We start from the raw sequence: 19,737 nt of genomic DNA on the forward strand, positions 1-19,737 counted from the left end.
AACATACCTCACTTTATGTTAGATTTGCAAATGGCTTAACCATCCCTAACACCATATTTGTATAGGGGAGCGTAAGACCTTTTTGTTTAGCAAGTCGAATGGCTGCTCCATGTAAATGATCCAATTCGAGTGGGGATTGTTTACGTCTATCCTGGTGCATCGATGATGTTGCTTCATTATTCAGACCTAGTAGTTTTTCTTTTGCCATTTCTACATCATCGTCGGTAAGCTTAATTTGGCATGCATTTGCTAACTTTTTCATCTCTTGTAATAGATTTACTGCAATCGCAAATGTCTCTTTATGCTCTCTAATTGGACCGATTGGTAAATTGATGGCCGTGGTAATTCCGGAAAAAGCACTAATAAACATGTATTTCTTCCATTGTTCATATAAAATGGATGGATGGTATGTTGCAGTCATGACAGCTTTACTACTAAGTTCTTCTAATCGCTTACATACCTCTTCTTGACTAGAGTTTATTGGCCCAAACACAAGCTCATGAAAATCACTTGAATGTACCACATACCCCTGCTCATTTAATGTAGCAATAATAAAGGAAAGTCCGCCAAGTATGTTCTTCTCGCCTAATTTTTCCTGCAAAATGTCCATATGTTCAATACCATTTAGAACCGGAAGAATATATGCCCCTTTTTGAACGAGTACTTGTAAAGAATCTAACGTCCCAGCTAAATGATAGCCTTTCACACTTACAATCACTATATCTGGTTTTTCTATATTATTTGGATCCGTACACAATATAGGATCTTTAACATCATAATCACCTTGAGGGCTACGAATGGCAAGCCCATGCTTTTGAATCTGTTCAGCTCTCCTCTCCCGAACTAAAAAGGTAACCTTAGCACCTGCCTCTTGATACCGTAAACCAAAATACCCCCCCAATGCGCCAGCACCTAGTATAACAACATGCATATTTTCCCCTCCCCTTTGAATAATATAGCTATTAAGAGATAGTCGTCCAATGCTATCTTATCATGTTTATTTGGTTATCTTAATGGTACTTTTTTAATGGATAGGTGTCTAACAATAACTACTCAATAAAATGGTAATTATTCCCTATATCAACATATTTATGAACATACCAAAGCTTAAAGGATGATACCACAGTATATTTATGTATATAAATTTTATATACCCTATACATCGATTTTTCGTAATAAATTGCAAATTATCAAAATTTACTGTGTTTGAATCAATTGTAAAAGCCCTGTAACATTTTAATATAACTGCATATAAAGGAGGCTATCCATTCTTTAAATCTATTTTTTTAATAAAAATGCAGTGATTTTTACCCAGGAATAAAGACGCAAGATTGCTAGCGCCGACCAACTGGGCACTGCAATACATAGAAAAATAGATTTTTAAATAAAAAAGGGAGGCAATTAATTACATGAAGAAACTCTTACTTATGCTTGTTCTAGGATTAACCATGTTCGCACTAGCAGCATGCGGGTCAGACGATAGTGCAAGCGGGGAAGATGGCGAAAGCAGCGGAAGTAAATTAGACGAATTAAAAGAGGCAGGAACCGTAACTATTGGTTTTGCTAATGAAAAACCATATGCATATGAGGGGGAAGATGGCGAATTGAAGGGAGCTGCAGTTGATATTGCAGCAGCTGTATTTAAGGAACTTGGTGTGGAAAATATGGATTCGAAATTAGCTGATTTTGGACAATTAATTCCAGGCCTTAAAGCTGGCCAATTCGACGTTATTACGGCAGGGATGGCTATTAATCCTGACCGTTGTGAGAACGCAGCCTTCGGTGAACCTGAAATGAAATACGGTGAGGGACTTATTGTCCAAAAAGGAAATCCACTAAATCTTAAAAGCTACACAGATATAGCAGATAATCCAGATGCTACCGTTTCGGTTATGGCTGGGGCAACAGAAAATGAATTTCTTAAATCTGAAGGTGTAAGCGAAGATCAAATAACGAATGCAGATGATATACCAGCTACTTTATCAGCTGTAGAATCTGGTAGAGCAGATGCAACAACCGGTACAGAGATGACAATTAAAATGGCATACGAATCGTTGAATAGCGATAAATTAGAATTCGTAGAAGGATTTGAACAACCAGATGTTGAAGGTGTACCAAGTTATGGTGCGGCAGCTTTCCATCTAGATAACACGGAATTGCGTGATGCATATAATGAAAAACTTGCTGAATTGAAAGAAGATGGCACAGTAGCAGAATTACTGGAGAAGAATGGATTCAGCGAACAAAATAATATGGTGGAAGCAGATATTACTACGGAAAAAATTTGTAACGGTGACATCTAATCTACCTTCCACGAAACTGAACAACTTTACAGTTTATAAACATGATGACTCCATAGGGTCCGGCTCCCTCGCCCAGGGTGTCTGGCCCTATATTTTTTATCTTACGTATTAAAGAAGCAGCCAATCTACTAAAGGAGTGATTATCATTAATGCGGTCATAGAAATATTCCCTTCCCTAATGAAGGGATTAACAATCACGATTACTGTTCTGCTCGGTTCTGCCTTTTTTGGTTATCTATTTGCATTTATTGCTGGGCTTTGCCGACTTTCTTCTAATATTTTTCTACGTAAATTTACTGGATTCTATGTCGAGGTATTCCGGGGAACTTCATTAATTGTCCAATTGTTTTGGCTCTATTATGCCATTCCGATGCTATTTGGTATTGAACTTGGTAGTAACTGGTGGGCCGGTGTTATTGCGATAGCATTAAATTATGGCGCCTATATGTCAGAAATTGTACGTGGATCGATTCTCGCAGTTGCCAAAGGACAAACAGAGGCTGCGACTGCTTTGAATATGTCGCGATTTCAGCGAATGCGGCTTGTTATCTTTCCCCAAGCAGTGCGAATGATGTTACCCGAGTTCGGAAATTATTTAATTCAAATGTTAAAGGCAACTTCTCTTGTATCATTAATTGGAATGACCGATATTCTTTACTATGGAGATATTATTCGAAGCTCTAATCTATCCCAGGCGCCGACAGTTTATATCTTAGTATTGTTCTTCTATTTCATACTTGCTCTCCCGTTAATCTTCTTAACTCGGAAATTGGAGGGCATTTCAAAGAAAGGGGTGGCTAATTAATGAGTAATTGGAGTTGGGAAGTATTTGCAGAAGCATTTCCTATTGTTTTAGAAGGGCTAGGAATAACACTGGGATTAACCATCGCTTGTTATTTATTTGCTCTTATATTCGGCTTTTTTTGGACATTCCTGCGTAGAATTCCTTTTAAACCAATTAACTGGATCGTAACGTGGGTAATGGAATTTATTCGCTCAACGCCACCGTTAGTACAACTATTCTTTATTTATTATGCATGGCCGATGGTTCCAGTTGTAGGGGTCACCCTGGATCCTTTCACAAGTGCGATTCTTGGGCTAGGTATTCACTTTAGTACTTATATTGGAGAAGTATACCGTTCTGGTATTGACGGAGTAGATAAAGGGCAATGGGAAGCAGCCAAATCACTAAACTTTTCTACGAAACAGAAGTGGACTAAAATTATATTGCCGCAAGCTATTCCACCAACAATACCAATGTTAGGAAACTATCTTATTATTATGTTTAAAGAGGTGCCTCTTGCTTCTACAATTGGAGTTGCAGGAATACTTCATATGGCGAACAGCTATGGAGCACAATATTGGACTTATCTAGAACCTCTTACCATTGTAGCAATATTATTTTTAATAATGAGTTATCCTTCTGCTATACTAATTAATAAGCTAGAAAAGAAAATGAACCGCCGCTTTGACAAGAAGGAAGCACTTAATAGTAGTAAAGGAGCGACAGCATAATGACAGAACCGATTGTTACGTTTAATGATGTTCATAAATCCTTTGGTGATGTAAAAGTACTTAAAGGAATTGATTTAGATATAAGACCAGCAGAAAAAGTAGCTATAATTGGGCCAAGTGGTTCTGGGAAAACCACCATCATTAGAATGCTAATGACATTGGAACAGCCTACTTCTGGTGACATTATTGTAGATGGAACGAACTTATGGAAGATGGATAAAAAAGGAAAACAGGTTACAGCAAATGAAAAACATTTACGAGCAGTTCGAGGAGATATCGGAATGGTATTCCAACACTTTAATCTTTTTCCTCATATGACAATTTTAGAAAACTGTATGACTGCACCCATCCATGTGAAACAGGAAAGCAAATCCTCTGCCAAAAACCGATCCATTGAAATGCTAAAAAAAGTGGGACTTGGTGATAAATTAGATAACTATCCTAGCCAGCTCTCCGGAGGTCAGAAGCAGCGTGTAGCTATGGCAAGAGCTTTAGTTATGCGACCAAAAGTCATGTTATTTGATGAGGTAACTTCAGCTTTGGATCCAGAATTAGTCGGTGAAGTGCTTGAAGTGATCCGAGATATTGCTAAAGACGGTGAGATGGCAATGATTCTTGTAACCCATGAAATGGATTTCGCTCTTGACGTCGCAGATAAAGTATTGTTCTTGGATGAAGGTGTCATTGCTGAACAAGGAACCGCGAGCGAAGTCATTGAACACTCTAAAAACGACCGTTTACAAAGCTTTTTACACCGTTTTAGAAATTAAAGGGCTAAAAGCAGAGAACACCAACTTGAAGTTTGCTATAAAAACAAGAAGCTGCAGCTTCCATTAAAACGGAGCTACAGCTTCTTGTTAATGTATTGGATCTTCCCCTATAATTTTTACCTCTCGTTCTAACTGAACCCCGAATTTATCACTTACTGTTTTTTGCACGTGACGAATTAATTGAATATAATCCGTTGCCGTTGCCTGGTCTTTATTCACAATAAATCCTGCATGTTTTAAGGAAACCTGAGCACCACCAATTTGTGATCCTTGTAATTCGCTATCTTGTATTAATTTCCCTGCAAAATAACCTGGGGGTCGTTTGAATACACTCCCACATGAAGGATATTCTAATGGCTGTTTCGTTTCTCGTTTCATCGTTAAATCATCCATAATTGCTTTAATATCTAGATAACTACCTTGCGACAAGGAAAACGTTGCTTCAAGAACAATATATCCTCTCTCAGGAATATTACTCGTACGATAATCCAAATCCAGTTGATCTGCTGTCCTTGTTAAAAGATTTCCTTCTCTATCTACTACTCTCGAGCTCACGAGTACATCCTTTATTTCGCCTCCGTAAGCCCCTGCATTCATAAATAAGGCACCACCGACAGATCCTGGGATTCCACAAGCAAACTCCAATCCAGACAATGTCTTATCAAGGGCTTCCCTGGAAACGTCAATGATCCTAGCACCGCTTTGAGCTACAATGGTTGATCCATTTGTTGAAATATCGGTTAACTGCTTCAAATTCATAACAATCCCCCGGATACCACCATCTTTTACAATCAGATTAGATCCATTACCGAGTAGGGTAAATGCGATTTCTTCCCTATTTGCTAGTTTGACTATTTCCTGTACTTGATTATATGTTTCCGGTGTTACTAAAAAATCAGCCTTCCCGCCTAAGCGAGTATACGTATGATTCTTTAATGGTTCATCCACCATCACATTTTTCTTCGGGGTTATTTCCGTTAATTTATCGTACATATGATGATTCAATCCCACACGTATCATTCCTTTAAACATTATTCCAATATATTGTAAGCTATTGTATATGATCTTGCCACAGAAATTTATAAATGAGATGATCCACTTTCCTGCTTTCATGTAAGCCACTATGACTTAATTGATCATTATGAATAACTTTCTCCTGTAGCTGTGCCTCTGGTACAATATTTCGTAATGAGTGTACACTTTCTGGCACAGCAATTGCATCTCCTGTACTTGCAATACTAAGTACTTCGATATGATCTGGAAACGGACGCTCACGAAGGTATTGTAATGCAGGAGAATCAGGATGTAAATCCGCAGCTGCAGGATCACGATTTATTTTAAAATACTCTTCACTATAAATTCCATCAAACGGACTACCAATAGCAATAAATTTACGTACTGTTGGAAAATTCACACCCTGAAATTGCTTCAAGTATTCTAATGACACAATTCCTCCCATTGAATGCCCGACTATATTGACACTTTCGATGGAATAAACTTGCTTCATATCCTCTAACACTTTTGCAAGCCAACTTGCCGTCACCTCAAAGCTTGCCCGATTATCCTCAAACACAACTTGAATAAATACCGGTTCTTTTTTTCCTTTACTGAGATTATATTTTTGAACAACTCCGTTCTGCTTCACATAATACACGATCGCTTTATTTCCCCAATGATAGTCATATTCAAAACGGTTTAACATATTACCAAATGAATTTATGGTACCTTTATAACCATGTACAAATAGGGTTGGCCTTACTTTATCATAATCTGAATTTGCCTTATTTGGCATGTATAAAAGGGCCGCGAAACCAAGGATGATTAGACCAATTGACGTTATTGTTATAATATGTTTCTTCTTCAAACATTTTCCCTCATTTATACAACCTGTTGAATCTAATTTGTTCTACCCAATTATAGCATGTCTCATGATTGTTTTCTTTCAAAACAAGGACATTCGATAAACATTACGTAATGGGATGAAAGATCGGTTGTTTGTTTTCAAATGTCGTGACATATTTAAACCCTAGATAGCGTAATAAACGAATTGCATCTTCAACCCCTGAGCCTACTGTCGTTTCTACATGTGAATCTGAACCCACAGTTATAATTTCTCCGCCACAGTCTTTATAAAGCTTTAAGATATCTGTACTTGGCATGGCACTGTTAAGCCCATAACGGAAACCAGAGGTGTTTATTTCTATACCTTTCCCAGCTGGAATTATTTCATGAAATATTTGTGAAAGAATGGAATGAAAATCATGATTACTCTCTTGTCCTTTCGTATATCGCTTTACTAAGTCAATATGTCCCAGTACTTGAAATTCTTTAAATTGCGTAATACATGCATATAATTCCTGATAATATTGCTGATATGCTTCCTCTATCGTTTGATTCTTAAAGAAATCACCGGAATGTAAATCTTTCTTTTGAGTGGTGTGCATTGAACAAATAACAAAGTCAAAAACTTCTTGCTCAACCACCCGTTTACAATTAGAAATAAGATGTGGCTGAATGCCAATCTCTACCCCTTTCTTTATACTTATCCTATTTGCATATGCTTGTTGCATTTCTCTAATTTTTTTATCATAAGCAGCTAAATCTAAATCAAAGGTAATCGTAGGATCTGGATAATCTTCATCAATATGCTCTGTAAAGCAGATTTCTCTAAGCCCTCTATGAATTGCCTCTTCGATTGCCTTCTCCATTGGTGTATCACAATCTGCCGAAAAAGTACTGTGCATGTGATAATCAAACATAAAAAATATCGCTCCTTTGGTTGACTTTTTCTTTTATAATTATTAGAATACTATATAACTTTATTTAGATAAAGCGATAAAGTGATGAAGTGTTCTGGAAGGAGTATTAACTTTATGCATTCATTAGTAAACAACCATTACCGTGCCGATCAAATCGAAAGGTTTCAGCAACGTGAAGAATTGATTTCTAAACTAAAACATCGCTTTAAGACGTATGGATATAAACAAATTCAAACTTCAGCATTTGAAAAGTATGATATGTATGCAACGAAAACTGGAATTGTTAACACAGAAGATATGATCAAAATCATCGACGCATCGGGAGAAGTGTTAGTATTACGCCCAGATATAACCATTCCATTGACGCAATGGATGACCAATAAAAATCAATTAACTGTAAAACATGATCGCTACTTTTATGTTATGGATGTATTTCGTCATGCAGAATGGAATGAACAGAAGGAACGTACCCAAGCAGGTATTGAATACTTTGGAGACTCTTCACCCACAGTAGATGCTGAGGTTATCGCATTAGCTATTCATACCTTACATGACTGCGGTTTTTCCGACTATAAAATAGAAATTGGGCATGCTGGTTTTTTTAAGGCACTCATTGCACAAACATCACTTTCGACAACTGAAATCACGAATATTCAAAGATTTATACAATCAAAGAATCTAGCAGAAATGACAGCTTATTTAGAATCATTAACTATTGATGAGCCTTTAAAAACAGCCATTCGGAATATTCCTTTTCTATATGGGCAGCCAAAATCTGTCATTAATGAAATTAATCAATATGGCTTGGATAACGAGGTGAAAGCTGAATTACAAAAACTAATTGATGTTTATACTAACCTCCAGGCATATGACCTGTCAGAGGATATTGTGTTTAACTTAGGACTGATTAATGATATGGATTACTATTCAGATATAATTTTCCAAGGATTTATCAATCAGATTGGTAGACCAGTCGTTATGGGAGGAAGGTATGATAACCTAGGTGATCAGTTTGGTACACATATTCCTGCTATTGGCTTTGCTTTTGATGTAGATTTATTAATCCATGCTGCTAGTCAACATCATTTATTGTCCGAACCAGAGTCATCCATTGATATCTGTTTATATTATGATACAAATACGCAACAAGAGGCTGTAGCTGCAGCGTTTCACCTTAGAAACCAAGGATATTCAGTTATTTCTTTTCCTAAGGAAACATCCGAAACAGCGACTATTCAAGCTACTTGGGAAATCATGTACACAGAAAACGTTTATACAGCTGCTGTAGACAATCAAATCTATCAATTTAAAAATTTCGTAGATTTACAGGGATTATTACAAGCAAAAAAGGAGAATGGATAGATGGAAGCTTTTACTCTAGCTGTAGCAAAAGGCCGTACAGCAGATCACACCATTAGATTATTAGAGCAAATGGATATTTTCTTTGAAGATTTAACCCCTTCCAGTAGAAAATTGGTCTTTTATAATAAAAAACACACGATTAAGCTTATTTTTGTTAAAGCTGTGGATGTGCCCACCTATGTAGAAAAAGGTGCAGCCGATATCGGGATTGCTGGGAAAGATAATATCTTGGAATCAGAAGCTGATATTTATGAGATTCTTGATCTGCAAATTGGAAAATGTGAATTTGCCGTTGCCGGAAAACCAGGTGTAAACATTGATACATTACAATCTTTAACGATCGCAACAAAGTATCCGACCGTTGCAAAAAAACACTTCTTACGTAAAGGGAATAACGTTGAGATCGTAAAGCTGAATGGTTCTGTTGAATTAGCTCCATTGATCGGCCTCTCTGATGTGATCGTCGATATTGTAGAGACAGGTAATACGCTAAAGGAAAATGGGTTGGTCGTAATTGAACATGTGGAACCGATAAGTACTCGTTTAATTATTAATAAAGCAAGTTTTGCCATGAAAGCAAATCACATACAGCAATTTATTGAAAAACTGAAAATAAGCTTGGAGGAATAGACATGAAATGGCTAACTGGAGCTCAATATTGGAGCAGCAAGATATCTTCACAAGCTATCGAAGATCAACTTGAAAACTCCATCGATCAATCCGTTCTTGATATTATTCGTCAGGTTAAGGAAGCTGGTGACCGGGCCGTCAATTCTTTAACAAATCAATTCGATGGAATCAAATTAGATGACTTTACAGTAACGAAAGATGAATTTGCAGAAGCACGAGATCGAGTTTCTCCTGCTTTTGTGCCTGCATTAGAGCAAGCGAAGACAAATATTACACGTTTTCACCAGAGACAACTGCAACAATCATGGATAGATTCAAGTATCCCTGGAATTGTCTTGGGGCAGCAGGTTACTCCCCTTGAACGTGTTGGTATCTATATTCCTGGGGGAAAAGCTGCTTATCCATCTACCGTGCTAATGAACGTCATCCCTGCAAAAATTGCTGGGGTTGAATCCATCGTAATAACGACACCCCCACAACCAAACGGCAAGGTAAACCCACATATTCTAGTTGCTGCCGAGAAGGCCGGAGCAGATACGGTTTATAAAATTGGAGGGGCGCAGGCGATTGCAGCACTCGCTTATGGAACGGAAACGATAAACAAAGTTCAAAAAATCACTGGTCCAGGTAATGCATATGTGGCTCGCGCAAAAAAATGGGTTTTTGGAGAAGTAGCCATTGATATGATAGCAGGACCAAGTGAGATTTGTATAGTTGCAGATGATACAGCTCCAGCTGATTTTGTTGCAGCTGATTTACTATCACAAGCAGAACATGATGAGGCTGCTACCCCTATTTGTATCGTTTGGAATAACAAGCAAGCAACAGCGATACAAGAGGAAATGGAAAGACAAACCGCGCTGCTGGAAAGAGAGGAAATTATCACTAAATCTGTACAGCAAAATGGCAAATTCATCCTCGTTGAAGATCTATATGAGGCAATGGACATCGCTAACGATATTGCTCCAGAACACTTGCAATTAATGATTGAAAATCCGATTGAAAAGCTAGGTTACATTAAGAATGCTGGTGCCATATTCTTAGGTAACTATTCCCCAGAAGCACTTGGAGATTATATGGCAGGACCGAATCATACATTACCAACAAATGGTACCGCTGCTTTTTCTTCACCATTAGGGGTTTATGATTTCATGAAAAAATCCAGCGTGATTCAATATGACAAACAATCGTTACTTAACACAGTTGATGCAATTACAGAATTAGCTACTACAGAAAAGTTGACTGCCCATGCCCAGGCCATTCAAATTCGAAAGGAGGATGATTCCAATGCGAAAGCATGAGCTTAACCGAGCTACTTCAGAAACAGAGATCACTTTAGGATTAACGATTGACGGGGCAGGAATTAGCTCCATTCAAACCGGAGCTGGCTTCTTTGACCATATGTTAACCTTAATGACCAAACACGGATTATTTGATATCAATATCATTTGTAAAGGCGATTTAGACGTTGATCAACATCATTCTGTTGAAGATATTGGTATTGCCCTCGGTCAAGCATTTCACCAAGCATTAGGCGATAAAGAAGGGATCACTCGCTATGCTAGCGTAACAACGCCAATGGATGAGGCGCTATCAACAGTTTCGATAGACATAAGTGGTCGTGCCTATCTCGTCTATGGAGTAGAGGGACTTAAAGACAAAGTAGGAGATTTTGATACAGAACTGGTTGAAGAATTTTTTCAAGCATTTGCTAGCAACGCTAAAGTCACTCTTCATATACACCAGGTTTACGGCAAAAACACCCATCATATCATTGAATCGATATTTAAAGGATTTGGACGTGCGCTTGATACAGCTAGTCAAAAAAATGGACGGATCAAAGGTGTTCCTTCCACAAAGGGAAGCCTATAAGTGCGAATACAGAAAGGGCGTTGAAAATGATTGCGATTATTGACTATGGAGCTGGAAATATTAAAAGTCTTCAGTTTGCATTGACCAAAAAAGGCATGGAATCCTACTTAACAACAGATCCTAATGAGATTGCTAACAGTGATGCAATTATCTTACCAGGTGTAGGAGCATTTCAAGACGCAATGAAAACGTTAGATCAAAAAGGCCTCATTGATATTCTGAAACATGAAGCGAATAATGGGAAACCTATACTTGGTATTTGCTTAGGCATGCAATTATTCTATGAAACAAGTGAAGAAGATGGAGAATGGGAAGGGTTCGGACTACTTGAAGGCAAGGTAAGTAGAATTAGCAACTCCGTAAAAGTACCCCATATCGGGTGGAATAATTTAACCACGCATCGAAACAGTGCATTATATAAGGATATCCCAGATGATGCGTATGTCTATTTCGTTCATTCTTATGCTGTAACAGCGTTTCAACATAATTCATTAATTGCAAGTTCAACATACGGAGGGATGATTCCAGCATTTGTCCAACAGGACAATATCATTGGAATGCAATTTCACCCAGAAAAAAGTGGCGATATCGGATTGCAGCTATTAGAAAATTTCGGGGAGATGATAAGATGATTCTATTTCCAGCAATTGATATAAAAAATGGAAAGTGTGTCCGCCTAACACAGGGAAATTACAGGAAAGAAAAAATTTATAGTGACTCACCAGTTTCTGTTGCGAAGCAATGGGAAGAACAAGGAGCGGCTTATTTACACTTAGTTGACCTCGATGGTGCAAAATCTGGCTTGTCTATCAATGCAGATTTGATTAAAGAAATTGCCAAGCAAACGAATATTCCGATCCAAATCGGCGGTGGGATCCGATCCATCACAGTTATGGAAGATTACTTAAATGCTGGAGTCGATCGAGTTATATTAGGAACAGCGGCAGTTAAAGATAAACAGTTCTTAGAGACTGCTGTTAAGAATTATCCGACTCAAACGGCAGTTTCCATTGATGCACGAAATGGTTTTGTTGCTACAAATGGGTGGACTGAAACAAGTAAAGTAGAGGCAACAGAAATTGTTGGAAACTTAGAGGACTTAGGTTTACAAACATTAATTTACACAGATATTTTGAAAGACGGTATGCTACAAGGCCCTAATTTGGAGGAATTAGAAAATGTCAATAACTCCACCTCCATGAATATCATTGCTTCAGGAGGAGTAACAACATTGGATGATATTGTTCAATTAAATCAAAAACAGTTATATGGCGCAATAATCGGAAAGGCGCTTTATGATGGATCCTTATCATTAAAACAAGGATTGGAGCTGATCAGCAATGCTGGCTAAGCGTATTGTACCCTGCCTAGATGTCGATAAAGGCCGAGTCGTAAAAGGTAAAAAATTTCAAAATATCCAAGATGTCGCTCATCCGGTTGATTTGGCAAAGAAATACAATCAAGACGGTGCAGATGAACTCGTATTTTATGATATAACAGCCTCTAATGAAGAAAGAAATATTTTCCTAGATATGGTGGAGAGTGTTGCTGCAGAAATAGCTATCCCCTTTACTGTCGGAGGCGGAATCCGTACCGTAGAAGATATTCATCAAGTACTACGGGCTGGGGCAGATAAAGTATCAATCAATAGCGCAGCTGTTAAAAACCCATTGGTCATTAAAGAAGCTGCGCTGAGATTTGGATCTCAATGTATTGTACTTTCCATTGATGCAAAGCAAGCTGCCAATAATAGATGGGGTGTTTATATTAATGGAGGACGTCAACAATCAAACCTAGATGTTGTCGATTGGGCCAAACAGGGGGAAGCACTAGGTGCAGGAGAAATTGTCCTAAATGCAATTAATACAGATGGAGAAAAAAATGGCTACGACCTAGCATTAATGCAATCCGTTGCAGCTGAAGTAAATCTCCCGATCGTTGCAAGTGGTGGTGCAGGTACAACACAGCATTTTGCTGAGGTGTTACAAGATGGGATTGCAGATGCTGCCTTAGCTGCCTCTGTGTTCCATTATGGAGAAATTTCCATACCTGAATTAAAAACGGAATTGTATCAATCTGGAATAGAAGTTAGGAGAGATTTGCAATGGAAATAGATTTTAATAATATCACATTTGATGAGAATGGTTTGCTTCCAGCTATTGTACAAGATGCAAACACAGGACAAGTATTAACCCTAGCCTATATGAATAAAGAAGCCTTTGAAAAAACAATAGAGACAAAGGAAACATGGTTTTTCAGCAGAAAGCGTCAAGCACTATGGAATAAAGGAGCGACTTCAGGAAACAAACAAGTTGTTCAAGAAATCTCCTTAGATTGTGATCAAGATGCCTTGTTACTAAAAGTTAATCCGTTCGGACCTGCATGCCATACAGGTGATGTTACATGTTTTCATGACATGCTATACCAGAATAAACCAGCAAATTTTGAAGTAATTCAGCAGTTGACAAATCGGATATCTGAACGAAGAAATAATCCCGTAGAAGGTTCGTATACAACCTATCTCTTTGATATGGGGGTGGATAAAATTTTAAAAAAGGTTGGAGAGGAAGCGAGTGAAGTCATTATTGGTGCTAAAAACACCGATAAAGAAGAAGTCACTTGGGAAGTTGCTGATTTAACCTATCATACGCTTGTACTCATGGAAGTATTGGGAGTAGCTGTCACGGATATTTATGATGAGTTAAGCGAAAGACATATTCAAAAAAAGGCTGAACAAAATGACTAAATTTTGGAGTGAAGCAGCGAAACGATGTACACCTTATGTACCTGGTGAGCAATTAAATGATCCAAATATTATTAAACTAAATACAAATGAAAACCCGTATCCTCCCTCCCCTCTTGTAGTGGGAGCAATTAAACAAGAAGTGGAAAACCAAATGAATCGCTACCCTTCTCCTACATTGGATAATGTAAGAGAAAAAATAGCTTATCACTACCAAGTAGATAAAGAAAATGTTTTCATCGGAAATGGCTCAGATGAAGTATTAGCTTTTTCCTTTATGGCATTTTTTGAAGAACATCAACAGATTTTATTTCCTGATATTTCTTATAGCTTTTACCCAGTATACGCCAACCTCTTTCAAATTCCCTATAGAGAAATGCCATTAAAACAGGATTTCACCTTGGATGAAACGCTGTTTTTTGGATCTCAGGGAGGCGTTATTCTACCGAACCCAAATGCACCAACAAGTATTCATACTGCATTGGACCGAATTCAAGCCATTATCGAGAATAATAATGATAATGTCGTTATCATTGACGAAGCTTATAGTGATTTCGCTTCTGATAGTGCGGTTGAACTTATTAAGCAATACAAGAATCTCCTCGTTGTAAAAACGATGTCTAAATCGCGCTCGCTAGCTGGATTAAGAATCGGGTACGCTATTGGAGATAAAGAACTAATTGAAGGGCTCACCCGAATAAAGGATTCCTTTAATTCTTATACTGTTGACCGTCTAGCTATCGCCGGTGCAGAGGCTGCAATAGAAGATAATAAATATTATCAAGAAACAACGAGAAAAATAATGAATACGAGGAACTGGCTCTTATCGGAGTTAAAAAAACGTGGCTTTAAGGTACTGCCTTCCGAAACGAATTTTCTCTTTGTCCATCACCCAATGTTTCATGCTGAATCGCTTTATAAAGGGTTAAAAGAAAACGGCATTTTAGTGCGTCATTTTAATAAACTGCGGATATCGAATTACTTGCGAATTACGATAGGGACAAAAGAATCCATGGAACAGTTCCTGGGTATTATTGATGATATATTCAGCAAAAAATAATGGATCTTCCCTTGTAGAAGGGAGATCCATTTTATTGTCTATATTAAGGTTTCTACTTCAGCATCTTTTTTCAATTCATCCACTTTTGCTTGAAGCTGTTCATTTGTTTTTTGCTGTTCAACTTGAGCTTTTATTTGTTCCTCTAAATCTTTCAACTCACCAATCTCTTGATTTTGTTCTTTGATCTGATTGTAGTACTCTTCTATTTCCTTATCCGTTACTTTAATATCCAACTGTGAGTCAATATATTTCGTTGTAATTAAATCATCTTTTAACATCGTTTTGAATTGTTCTTCATTTAATTGGAATTGTTCCATCGCTGCAGTTAATTGATCGCCATTTTGTTCTTTGAGTGTATCGAATTCAGATTGAACCTCTTTATCTGATACTTCAATCCCTTTACTCTTAGCATCTTCACGAATTAAATGTTGCTCAACAAGAACTGTAATTGCTTGTTCTTTCAACTTTTCTTGATCACTAACATCTTGGCCATATTGTCCCATTGTAATCTTTAGTTGAGAGTATGTTGGGTTATAACGGTCACCTTTAATTTCTTCCCCATTTACAGAAGCTACTGCTTTATCGGCAGCTACTTTCTCCTCATCTGTTACTTCTACTTTTTGCTGTTGTTGCTGCTGACCTTCTTCAGACGAACTCCCTTGCTCTTGCTCTGTAGCTTGTTCGTTACTATTATCTCCTTCAGCGTTGTCGTCACCACAAGCTGCTAATACAATTGCTAAAGTTAAAGTGAAACCTAACAAAATCAATTTCTTCATTCGTACAATCCCTCTTTTCTTCGTGAATGTCCTTTCATTCAAACATACTTCGTATAACCTTTTCAAGTGCCAAATGTGCTTTTTTCAGTGAAAAAACAACTGTAGCAAGGGATAAAGCCCCATTTACAGTTTATCAACAATACTCGGGCCTTTTTCTCAATTATGCCACATTCGACAGGCTTTTATGTACCTACTTAATTATCGACACTAGCAGGAGCGCCTTTTAATGATAGGTTTTCAAGTGTTTAGCTGAGATTATTTTACCCTAGCTACTTCATGAATTATAATCAACAACACTTGTCTAAATGCAATTTTCTGCAAAAAAATTGCTTATCAGAGAAAAAACTCTAATAAGCGGCATAGTTTCCCTATTCACTCTCACAGCCTTCATCTGTACAATAAGTTGTTTTAGCAGAAGTAGGATTTAGGGATTTGAGTTTACTTTCTTTTTGTTCTTCTTCCCATATCTGATTTAGTACTTCTTCAAACACTTCTTGAGGCTGTGCACCAGATAGTGCATATTTTTCATTAAAGACAAAGAAAGGAACTCCTTGAACTCCAATTTCTCGTGCTTGTGATTCATCTTCTCTTACATGTTTTGTATATTCATTAGATTCCAGCATTCCTAGAACATCTTGTTTATTTAAATCAACATCAGCTGCTAATTCGGCTAGTGTAGGATAATCGCTTATTAATTTGGATTCCGTAAAATACGCATGCATTAACCGTTCTGCCATATCCCTCCCTTTTCCTTGCTTTTCAGCATATTTAGCTAATCGATGTGCATCAAACGTATTTGTATGCTGCATTGTATCAAAACGGTAGGTTAGACCAACTTGCTCCGCTTGCTTTCCTACATTTTTGTTCATTTGCTTTGCCTGATCCAATGACATACCTTTCTTATTTGATAAGTGTTCATGTATGGTTTCATTTGGCATCGCCTCTGATTCTGGATCCAACTCATAACTTTTGAATTCTAATGTTACTTCGTTTCGATGAGAGAAAGTTTCTAAAGCGTTCTCTAGCTTTCTTTTTCCAATATAGCAAAAAGGGCACACAAAATCAGACCAAATTTCAATTTTCATAGCTGCACCTCATTTCTCCTATTATTGTAGCATAGCTGAACTTTCCTAATGAAGAATCCTGCTTGGTCCCGATTAATGATAATTGGGAGAGTCATCTTGATCGACATATTTTCCATGGTTAGGCATAGCTAATTCATCAAAAGAAGATACTAACCTTTGAAATCCTTTGGATAGTTTCTCGTCTTTCATAACTGCACCGTGTCCAGATACCAAAGTTGATGGATTAAGCTCAGCCAGCTTTTCAACCGACGCTCGTGCAGCTTTCCAATCGGTTGTAAGATATCTTGGTGGACCACATACCTCTTGTGTTTGCATAAAAACACGTGGCAATGAATCTTGTCGAACCGTAACCACCGCGTCACCTGAGAATAAAAATCCGTCACGTTCACGGTAAAACGAAACATGCCCTGGCGTATGTCCTGGTGTGTGAATCCATTTCCAATCAGCTAACCCCGGAACGGAATTATCTTCCGGTAAAGATTGAATTGCTTCTCCTAAATCAATCGGTTCTACTGGATACATAGAGGATATTTTAGCTAATACCCCTCCTTCTACGGAGGGGTCAGGATCTGGATAACTCTTCTCACCCGTCAAATAAGGGATTTCTAGTGGATGAGCATATACAGGAACATCCCATTCCTCTAATAAATCAGCTATCCCTCCAACATGATCAAAATGCCCATGTGTCAATAAGATTGCATTCGGCTGACTCCCTCTTCCGAAACGATCCACAACCACTGACTTTATCTCCGGAGCAGCATTTGGTAAACCAGCGTCAATTAACACCCAGTCACCTGTCTCTGGATTGCCAATAAACCCAATATTGACGATTTGATCCGTGTAGTAATATATATCGGTTTTAACTTGAATTCCCCCACCACTCGTGATCGATGTCATTGGAATAAATTTATGATGTTCGGATTGATGAAATTCGTTATCCATAATAACTAGCTCCTTTGTATCGTATTACCTCTAGTATTTATCAGGGAGCAAAAAAATAACCACTCTAAGAGCAGTTATTTATACATGAATAGTTATGTTGAAGCATACTTCTTCTTTTCTTCAATAGAACCATCCTGTCGGTGTACAATCAAATACGTTCCTTTATTTTTTGCTATTTTTCGAGCACGTTGGATAGCCCCATGCTTATCTTGAAAAACATTACTTGGCTTCTTCCCATTACTTGATCGTACAGCCCAGCCGCCTTCATGAGCAACGACATGCTCGCCTTCCTCTAATCGCTCTGGATTATTTTCATATTGCTTTCCTTCGCTTGAACGTTTCGTTGGCTTGCCGTTATTTTTATACTGATTTATTTCTTCAGTTGAAGCTTGTTTGCGCCATTGTTTGGCTTGTTCAATTGCAATCGGTATAGCTCTACTCTCCTCATACCCTTCATCAAGCATCGAATTTGCAATATCAATCGCTTTTTTCTTCGTAATAGCTTCTAAGTTTTTCATAGAGGATGGATAATCCGTTCGTGTCCATGGCATAGAAAAAAACCTCCCGACGAAAATTCTTAGTTATAGACTACCCTTTTCGATATCATTAAAAACACATGATATACGTTATTCATCCAAGCAGGAAAGAGGCATTTTTATTATATGCTAACGGGCATATCAGCGGGAGTAACTGAACACTTTCTTATCTTTTGAAAAAACAGCTAATGCTTATATAAGCATTAGCTGTTTTCTTCTAATAATGATGTTCCCATTATATTCACACGTTTCGTATTTTTTAAATCTTCAAGTGTGGTTACGCCAATTCCAAACATAACCATTTTCAACTCTAATTCGATTTGATCCATGGTCGTAACAACTGCTTCAGCTGATTCAGTTGCTGCCTGTAATAACTGACGAGCAAAACCGATCACATCAGCACCAATTGTTATTGCTTTGGCAGCATCAACTCCTGTTTTCATCCCTCCGCTTGCCACTAGTGGAATACTTGGAAGCTTACTCTTAACAGAAACAATACAATCCTTCGTAGGTATTCCCCAATTATTAAACGCTTCAGCTGCAGCTTTTTTTAAAGGATCCTGAGATCTAAGTTTTTCCACTTGGCTCCAGGATGTACCGCCTGCTCCAGATACGTCAATATAGGAAATACCTGCGCCATATAGTTTTTCTGCCACAGTGCCATCAATCCCAAAACCAACTTCTTTCGCACCAACTGGTACTGTTAATTTATTACAAATTTCTTCAATCTTTGGTAACAATTTTTCGAAATTTAAGTCGCCTTCATCTTGCACGGCTTCCTGTAAACTATTCAAATGTAAAACAAGCGAATCAGCCTCCGTTAGATCAACAATCCGCTGAGCTTCTTCTACTCCATAACCATAATTTAATTGAACTGCCCCTAGATTAGCAATTAATGGCGCTGTCGGAGCCTGTTTGCGAATCAAAAAAGAAGCTTTATGCGAATCACTTTCTAACAACGCTCTTGTAGAACCTAGTGCAACAGCCCAACCTTTTGCTTCTGCTGCTATTGCTAGGTTTTGATTGATTTCAGCTGCTAATTCTGATCCACCTGTCATCGAACTAACCAAGAAAGGAGCCTTTAACGATTTATTTAAAAAACTTGTATCGGTTTTGATGGTATCAAAATTAATTTCTGGAAGTGCATTATGTATAAATGAAATACCCTCTAGCCCTGTTGCTTTGTTAACACCTTCCACATTTTCGGTTAAGCAGAGCCTGATGTGTTCGGTTTTCCTGCGGTTGATTCCCTCTTCCATGCTATAGACCTCCAATATTTGACCTCGGATCTTATCATAACATAACTTGTCTATGAAATCGTATGTTTCGATTAGAAATGAAGAAGTTTGCTTCCATATTCTTTTGCCTAGTTCTAAGCCAGCAT

Annotated in this window: 22 protein-coding genes; 13 read left to right on the forward strand and 9 right to left on the reverse strand. The window is 37.8% G+C overall.

The window, feature by feature from the left end; genetic code table 11:
- Positions 1-13: 13 nt before the first annotated feature.
- Complete coding sequence (locus tag M948_RS23005; protein WP_021288678.1) at positions 14-931, reverse strand: ketopantoate reductase family protein; 918 nt, start codon at positions 929-931, stop codon at positions 14-16.
- Positions 932-1,409: 478 nt separating this feature from the next.
- Between M948_RS23005 and ehuB the strand changes: the two genes are divergently transcribed.
- The 4 genes from ehuB (at position 1,410) to ehuA (ending at position 4,588) form a co-directional block, all read left to right on the forward strand.
- On the forward strand, positions 1,410-2,303 hold the full coding sequence (gene ehuB, locus M948_RS23010; protein WP_021288679.1) for an ectoine/hydroxyectoine ABC transporter substrate-binding protein EhuB: 894 nt from the start codon (positions 1,410-1,412) through the stop codon (positions 2,301-2,303).
- Between the two features lie 178 nt (positions 2,304-2,481).
- Positions 2,482-3,108: an amino acid ABC transporter permease gene (locus M948_RS23015; RefSeq protein ID WP_038246092.1), complete on the forward strand. Its 627-nt coding sequence runs from the start codon at positions 2,482-2,484 to the stop codon at positions 3,106-3,108.
- Positions 3,108-3,818, forward strand: coding sequence for an ectoine/hydroxyectoine ABC transporter permease subunit EhuD (gene ehuD, locus M948_RS23020; RefSeq protein ID WP_021288681.1), 711 nt, complete (start codon positions 3,108-3,110; stop codon positions 3,816-3,818). Before M948_RS23015 ends, ehuD begins: the two co-directional genes overlap by 1 nt.
- On the forward strand, positions 3,818-4,588 hold the full coding sequence (gene ehuA / locus M948_RS23025) for an ectoine/hydroxyectoine ABC transporter ATP-binding protein EhuA (protein WP_021288682.1): 771 nt from the start codon (positions 3,818-3,820) through the stop codon (positions 4,586-4,588). The genes ehuD and ehuA overlap by 1 nt, the downstream gene beginning before the upstream one ends.
- Positions 4,589-4,675: 87 nt before the next feature.
- On the opposite strand, the gene murB is transcribed toward ehuA, so the two are convergent.
- The 3 genes from murB to M948_RS23040 all read right to left on the reverse strand — a co-directional run bounded on the left by murB (position 4,676) and on the right by M948_RS23040 (position 7,347).
- Positions 4,676-5,581, reverse strand: a complete 906-nt coding sequence (gene murB / locus M948_RS23030) for a UDP-N-acetylmuramate dehydrogenase (RefSeq protein ID WP_234447132.1) — start codon at positions 5,579-5,581, stop codon at positions 4,676-4,678.
- 58 nt (positions 5,582-5,639) lie between these two features.
- Positions 5,640-6,452, reverse strand: a complete 813-nt coding sequence (locus M948_RS23035; protein WP_021288684.1) for an alpha/beta fold hydrolase — start codon at positions 6,450-6,452, stop codon at positions 5,640-5,642.
- Between the two features lie 103 nt (positions 6,453-6,555).
- On the reverse strand, positions 6,556-7,347 hold the full coding sequence (locus M948_RS23040; RefSeq protein WP_021288685.1) for a histidinol-phosphatase HisJ family protein: 792 nt from the start codon (positions 7,345-7,347) through the stop codon (positions 6,556-6,558).
- Positions 7,348-7,461: 114 nt separating this feature from the next.
- Here M948_RS23040 and hisZ point away from each other — a divergent pair, with 114 nt between their 5' ends.
- Genes hisZ through hisC form a run of 9 tightly spaced genes read left to right on the forward strand, consistent with a single transcriptional unit; the run spans position 7,462 to position 15,014 of the window.
- Positions 7,462-8,709 (forward strand): ATP phosphoribosyltransferase regulatory subunit, encoded by a 1,248-nt coding sequence (hisZ, locus tag M948_RS23045; protein ID WP_021288686.1) that lies wholly within the window; start codon positions 7,462-7,464, stop codon positions 8,707-8,709.
- Positions 8,710-9,339, forward strand: a complete 630-nt coding sequence (gene hisG, locus M948_RS23050; RefSeq protein ID WP_021288687.1) for an ATP phosphoribosyltransferase — start codon at positions 8,710-8,712, stop codon at positions 9,337-9,339. It abuts the gene before it with no gap.
- A gap of 2 nt (positions 9,340-9,341) precedes the next feature.
- Positions 9,342-10,640: a histidinol dehydrogenase gene (gene hisD, locus M948_RS23055; protein WP_021288688.1), complete on the forward strand. Its 1,299-nt coding sequence runs from the start codon at positions 9,342-9,344 to the stop codon at positions 10,638-10,640.
- Positions 10,627-11,211 (forward strand): imidazoleglycerol-phosphate dehydratase HisB, encoded by a 585-nt coding sequence (hisB, locus tag M948_RS23060; protein WP_021288689.1) that lies wholly within the window; start codon positions 10,627-10,629, stop codon positions 11,209-11,211. The genes hisD and hisB overlap by 14 nt, the downstream gene beginning before the upstream one ends.
- A gap of 26 nt (positions 11,212-11,237) precedes the next feature.
- Positions 11,238-11,843: an imidazole glycerol phosphate synthase subunit HisH gene (gene hisH / locus M948_RS23065; RefSeq protein ID WP_021288690.1), complete on the forward strand. Its 606-nt coding sequence runs from the start codon at positions 11,238-11,240 to the stop codon at positions 11,841-11,843.
- Entirely contained in the window at positions 11,840-12,562 is a 723-nt protein-coding gene (hisA, locus tag M948_RS23070; protein ID WP_021288691.1) for a 1-(5-phosphoribosyl)-5-[(5-phosphoribosylamino)methylideneamino]imidazole-4-carboxamide isomerase, read from the forward strand. The genes hisH and hisA overlap by 4 nt, the downstream gene beginning before the upstream one ends.
- The gene (hisF, locus tag M948_RS23075) at positions 12,552-13,325 is read left to right on the forward strand and encodes an imidazole glycerol phosphate synthase subunit HisF (RefSeq protein ID WP_021288692.1); all 774 of its coding nucleotides are present in this window, start codon (positions 12,552-12,554) and stop codon (positions 13,323-13,325) included. Before hisA ends, hisF begins: the two co-directional genes overlap by 11 nt.
- Complete coding sequence (hisIE, locus tag M948_RS23080) at positions 13,316-13,957, forward strand: bifunctional phosphoribosyl-AMP cyclohydrolase/phosphoribosyl-ATP diphosphatase HisIE (protein ID WP_021288693.1); 642 nt, start codon at positions 13,316-13,318, stop codon at positions 13,955-13,957. The genes hisF and hisIE overlap by 10 nt, the downstream gene beginning before the upstream one ends.
- Positions 13,950-15,014 (forward strand): histidinol-phosphate transaminase, encoded by a 1,065-nt coding sequence (gene hisC, locus M948_RS23085; protein WP_021288694.1) that lies wholly within the window; start codon positions 13,950-13,952, stop codon positions 15,012-15,014. Before hisIE ends, hisC begins: the two co-directional genes overlap by 8 nt.
- A gap of 38 nt (positions 15,015-15,052) precedes the next feature.
- On the opposite strand, the gene M948_RS23090 is transcribed toward hisC, so the two are convergent.
- The 5 genes from M948_RS23090 to fni all read right to left on the reverse strand — a co-directional run bounded on the left by M948_RS23090 (position 15,053) and on the right by fni (position 19,612).
- Positions 15,053-15,790 (reverse strand): SurA N-terminal domain-containing protein, encoded by a 738-nt coding sequence (locus M948_RS23090; RefSeq protein WP_021288695.1) that lies wholly within the window; start codon positions 15,788-15,790, stop codon positions 15,053-15,055.
- A 368-nt stretch (positions 15,791-16,158) separates the two neighbouring features.
- A complete protein-coding gene (locus M948_RS23095; protein ID WP_021288696.1) occupies positions 16,159-16,875 on the reverse strand; it encodes a DsbA family oxidoreductase in 717 nt (238 codons plus the stop codon).
- Positions 16,876-16,947: 72 nt separating this feature from the next.
- A complete protein-coding gene (locus M948_RS23100; protein ID WP_021288697.1) occupies positions 16,948-17,817 on the reverse strand; it encodes an MBL fold metallo-hydrolase in 870 nt (289 codons plus the stop codon).
- A gap of 92 nt (positions 17,818-17,909) precedes the next feature.
- Complete coding sequence (locus M948_RS23105; protein ID WP_021288698.1) at positions 17,910-18,368, reverse strand: DUF2188 domain-containing protein; 459 nt, start codon at positions 18,366-18,368, stop codon at positions 17,910-17,912.
- Between the two features lie 188 nt (positions 18,369-18,556).
- On the reverse strand, positions 18,557-19,612 hold the full coding sequence (fni, locus tag M948_RS23110; protein WP_021288699.1) for a type 2 isopentenyl-diphosphate Delta-isomerase: 1,056 nt from the start codon (positions 19,610-19,612) through the stop codon (positions 18,557-18,559).
- Between the last annotated feature and the right edge of the window lie 125 nt (positions 19,613-19,737).

It is taken from the genome of Virgibacillus sp. CM-4 (genome assembly GCF_000445495.1).
In the GTDB taxonomy this organism is placed as follows: domain Bacteria; phylum Bacillota; class Bacilli; order Bacillales; family Amphibacillaceae; genus Virgibacillus; species Virgibacillus salexigens.

Coding starts and splice junctions, on each gene's coding strand:
- M948_RS23005 (WP_021288678.1), bottom strand. CDS start 931: ATGCATGTTGTTATACTAGGTGCTGGCGCATTGGGGGGGTATTTTGGT.
- ehuB (WP_021288679.1), top strand. CDS start 1,410: ATGAAGAAACTCTTACTTATGCTTGTTCTAGGATTAACCATGTTCGCA.
- M948_RS23015 (WP_038246092.1), top strand. CDS start 2,482: ATGAAGGGATTAACAATCACGATTACTGTTCTGCTCGGTTCTGCCTTT.
- ehuD (WP_021288681.1), top strand. CDS start 3,108: ATGAGTAATTGGAGTTGGGAAGTATTTGCAGAAGCATTTCCTATTGTT.
- ehuA (WP_021288682.1), top strand. CDS start 3,818: ATGACAGAACCGATTGTTACGTTTAATGATGTTCATAAATCCTTTGGT.
- murB (WP_234447132.1), bottom strand. CDS start 5,581: ATGTACGATAAATTAACGGAAATAACCCCGAAGAAAAATGTGATGGTG.
- M948_RS23040 (WP_021288685.1), bottom strand. CDS start 7,347: ATGTTTGATTATCACATGCACAGTACTTTTTCGGCAGATTGTGATACA.
- hisZ (WP_021288686.1), top strand. CDS start 7,462: ATGCATTCATTAGTAAACAACCATTACCGTGCCGATCAAATCGAAAGG.
- hisG (WP_021288687.1), top strand. CDS start 8,710: ATGGAAGCTTTTACTCTAGCTGTAGCAAAAGGCCGTACAGCAGATCAC.
- hisD (WP_021288688.1), top strand. CDS start 9,342: ATGAAATGGCTAACTGGAGCTCAATATTGGAGCAGCAAGATATCTTCA.
- hisB (WP_021288689.1), top strand. CDS start 10,627: ATGCGAAAGCATGAGCTTAACCGAGCTACTTCAGAAACAGAGATCACT.
- hisH (WP_021288690.1), top strand. CDS start 11,238: ATGATTGCGATTATTGACTATGGAGCTGGAAATATTAAAAGTCTTCAG.
- hisA (WP_021288691.1), top strand. CDS start 11,840: ATGATTCTATTTCCAGCAATTGATATAAAAAATGGAAAGTGTGTCCGC.
- hisF (WP_021288692.1), top strand. CDS start 12,552: ATGCTGGCTAAGCGTATTGTACCCTGCCTAGATGTCGATAAAGGCCGA.
- hisIE (WP_021288693.1), top strand. CDS start 13,316: ATGGAAATAGATTTTAATAATATCACATTTGATGAGAATGGTTTGCTT.
- hisC (WP_021288694.1), top strand. CDS start 13,950: ATGACTAAATTTTGGAGTGAAGCAGCGAAACGATGTACACCTTATGTA.
- M948_RS23090 (WP_021288695.1), bottom strand. CDS start 15,790: ATGAAGAAATTGATTTTGTTAGGTTTCACTTTAACTTTAGCAATTGTA.
- M948_RS23095 (WP_021288696.1), bottom strand. CDS start 16,875: ATGAAAATTGAAATTTGGTCTGATTTTGTGTGCCCTTTTTGCTATATT.
- M948_RS23100 (WP_021288697.1), bottom strand. CDS start 17,817: ATGGATAACGAATTTCATCAATCCGAACATCATAAATTTATTCCAATG.
- M948_RS23105 (WP_021288698.1), bottom strand. CDS start 18,368: ATGCCATGGACACGAACGGATTATCCATCCTCTATGAAAAACTTAGAA.
- fni (WP_021288699.1), bottom strand. CDS start 19,612: ATGGAAGAGGGAATCAACCGCAGGAAAACCGAACACATCAGGCTCTGC.